The organism is Streptomyces sp. XY431 (genome assembly GCF_001279805.1).
Lineage (GTDB): Bacteria > Actinomycetota > Actinomycetes > Streptomycetales > Streptomycetaceae > Kitasatospora > Kitasatospora purpeofusca.
Window position 1 is genome coordinate 1 of sequence record NZ_LGDO01000224.1, and the last position, 2,426, is coordinate 2,426.

Sequence of the window (2,426 nt, forward strand, 5' to 3'; positions counted from 1 at the left end):
TGGGCCACCAACGCCGGCGGCTGGCTCGACTCCACCCAATGGCTCGGAGGCGACTTCAACGGCGACCGGAAGGACGACATCGCCGCCTCCTGGAACAACACCAGTACCGCGCCCGTAGCCGCAGCCTGCCAGAAGGCGGAGGAGCCGTACGCCGGCTATGTCGACAAGGTTCCCCAGACGGACGCCGACGTCGTCAATGCCGAGCACGCGGTGCTCTACCTCGTGAACGTGGAGCGTGCGAAGCGTGGCCTGGCGGCGCTCTGCTACACCGGTCAACTCGCCACCGCGGCGCGGGCGCACTCCGAGAACTGGGCGAGCAGCCCGGACCGGGCCTGCCCGGCGCACAACCCCCCGCTGGTCTGCTCGCACTGGGACTCCCGAGCCGGCTACGCCTGGCCGGAGGACCGGTTCGCCAAGTCGGGCTACGGTGCCAGCGCGACGGGGGAGAACACCCAGAACGGCGGCGGGAGGAGCGACGGCGCGAGTGTCGTGCCCGCCGGATGGACGTGGGGCACCCCTCAGGCCGCGGTCTACTGGTGGATGAACCACAACCCCGAGAACAACTACGCCAACAACGGGCACCGCGCCGCGATCCTGAACTCCGCGTTCAAGGATGCGGGACCGGGTGCCGGTCGCTACACGGACAAGTACGGCAACCACGCTGCGACATTCACCCTGATGTTCGGAGCGCGCTGACCCCGGGACACGGAACCGGATCGACCATGGCGGCCAGGAGGCCGCCATGGTCGGCTTTCGCCGGTCGGGCGCTCAGGGGTTGATCGCCAGCACCACGTACGCCGCCAGGATCGCCAGGTGCACCGCGCCCTGCAGCGGGGTCGCCCGGCGCGGGATGACGGTCAGGGTGCCGACCACGAGGGTGAGCGCCAGGAGCACCAGGTGCGAGGGGCCGAGGCCGAGGACCAGCGGACCGGAGAGCCAGTGCGAGGCGATCGCCACCGCCGGGATGGTCAGGCCGATGCTCGCGAGGGCCGAGCCGAGCGCCAGGTTGAGGCTGGTCTGCACCCGGTTGCGGGTGGCGGCGCGCAGGGCCGCGATGGTCTCCGGCAGCAGGACCAGCAGGGCGATCACCACACCGACGACCGAGGACGGCAGCCCCGCCGAGTCGACCGCCGACTCGATGGTCGGCGACACGCCCTTGGCCAGGCCCACCACCGAGATCAGCGCCACGCCGAGCAGCACCAGGCTGAACACCATGGCGCGGGCGCTCGGCGGGTCGGCGTGGTCCTCCTCGTCCAGCACCTTGCCCTCGGAGGTGACCGGCAGGAAGTAGTCCCGGTGCCGGAACGTCAGCGTGGCCACGAACAGCAGGTACAGCACGAGCGAGGCGGCCGCCGCGAAGGCCAGCTGGGCGGGGTTGAACTGGGGGCCGGGCGAGCTGGTGGTGAAGGTCGGCAGGACCAGGCTCAGCGTGGCGAGGGTCCCGATGGTGGCCAGCGCCGCGCCCGTCCCCTCGGCGTTGAAGACCGCCACCCGGTGCTTGATGGCCGCGGCCAGGATGGACAGGCCGAGGATGCCGTTGCAGGTGATCATCACCGCCGCGAACACGGTGTCCCGGGCGAGCGTCGCCGACTTGTCCCCGCCGTCCGCCATCAGGGTCACGATCAGCGCGACCTCGATCACCGTCACCGCGACCGCGAGCACCAGGGACCCGAACGGCTCCCCCACCCGGTGGGCGACCACCTCCGCGTGGTGCACGGCGGCGAGCACGGCACCCGCAAGGAAGCAGGACACCACCCCCACCACCCAGCCGGGGAGGTCGCGGTGCCAGGTCAGGACGAGGACGAGGAGGGCCAGCAGCGGGACGACGGTGGTCCACTGCGTGACGAGCGGTCGGAGCTTGGTGAACATGCCGCCGAGCATCCCATCCGGAAGCCCGGGTTCCGTGGCGACGCCGCCGGGGAGGCGGCGGATGTGGCCGACCTCATGGCCCCGCCACGCTACTCCCGCCGTACTCGGCGAGGTAGCCGAGCACGCGTGCGACATGCGCTTTCACCCGTTCGGGGACGCCGCCGGCGTCGGCGACCGTCTTGTCGCTCGTCCGGTAGCCGGCCGTCACCAGGGCCGGCAGTTCGGCGGCGGGGAAGCCCCGCTGCTTGAACCGCTGGCCCAGCCAGCAGACGTAGCCGCCCATCGCGGCGATGGCGTCGTCCGGGTCCAGATAGCTCTTGACGCCGTCGTGGTCGGCGTCCTGCGCCCAGGCGTTGAAGACCGCGGGCGTCCACATCGCCACGCCGTACTCGCCGGTGGCGGGGCGGGCGGCGGCCGGGTCGAAGCCGGACTCCGCCTTGAGCATCGCCGCCAGCAGCACCGGGGTGACCTCGGGCTCGGGGCAGCGGCGGGCGGCGTCCTCGATCGGGCCGCGCAGGGCGGCGGGGACGTCGGCGCCGGGCGGGATGGCGCCGGGG

Annotated in this window: 3 protein-coding genes; 1 reads left to right on the top strand and 2 read right to left on the bottom strand. The window is 72.3% G+C overall.

Going from position 1 to position 2,426, the window contains the following annotated elements; all coding sequences use genetic code 11:
* On the top strand, positions 1-696 hold a 696-nt coding region (locus ADK60_RS21170; RefSeq protein ID WP_199839709.1), incomplete at its 5' end, for a CAP domain-containing protein.
* 72 nt (positions 697-768) lie between these two features.
* Here the strand turns inward: ADK60_RS21170 and ADK60_RS21175 are convergent.
* Positions 769-1,869: a calcium:cation antiporter gene (locus ADK60_RS21175; RefSeq protein ID WP_053648111.1), complete on the bottom strand. Its 1,101-nt coding sequence runs from the start codon at positions 1,867-1,869 to the stop codon at positions 769-771.
* Between the two features lie 73 nt (positions 1,870-1,942).
* Positions 1,943-2,426: transglycosylase SLT domain-containing protein (locus ADK60_RS21180; protein ID WP_159400525.1), on the bottom strand; the 484-nt coding region annotated here is incomplete at its 5' end.

Coding starts and splice junctions, on each gene's coding strand:
- ADK60_RS21175 (WP_053648111.1), bottom strand. CDS start 1,869: ATGTTCACCAAGCTCCGACCGCTCGTCACGCAGTGGACCACCGTCGTC.